Source organism: Halorubrum sp. SP3, assembly GCF_005435195.1.
GTDB classification, from domain to species: Archaea; Halobacteriota; Halobacteria; order Halobacteriales; family Haloferacaceae; genus Halorubrum; species Halorubrum sodomense.
On sequence record NZ_SGTU01000826.1, the window covers coordinates 1 to 212 of the forward strand.

At 43.9% G+C, this 212-nt stretch carries 1 protein-coding gene; it reads right to left on the minus strand.

The window, feature by feature from the left end:
- The coding region (locus tag EXE42_RS20125) for a hypothetical protein (RefSeq protein WP_206750800.1) at positions 1-212 on the minus strand (212 nt) is incomplete at both ends.

Below are 212 nucleotides of genomic sequence, written 5' to 3' on the forward strand. Positions count from 1 at the left end.
ACTCGTAATACGCCATGCTTACCTACAGGTAGAAAGACGTCTGCTGGGGCACATTCCTTACTTTCACTGAGGCTCTTTGTTTCCAAGTCAGTACGCCGCTGTGATTGACCTCTCTCAATAACAGAGCGTACAACTGATACTGACACGGTTTCTTCCCTAACATTTCCAAAGTTATCTGTAGTTTTTTGTGGGCTAAGTTCTGTAGCTAAATC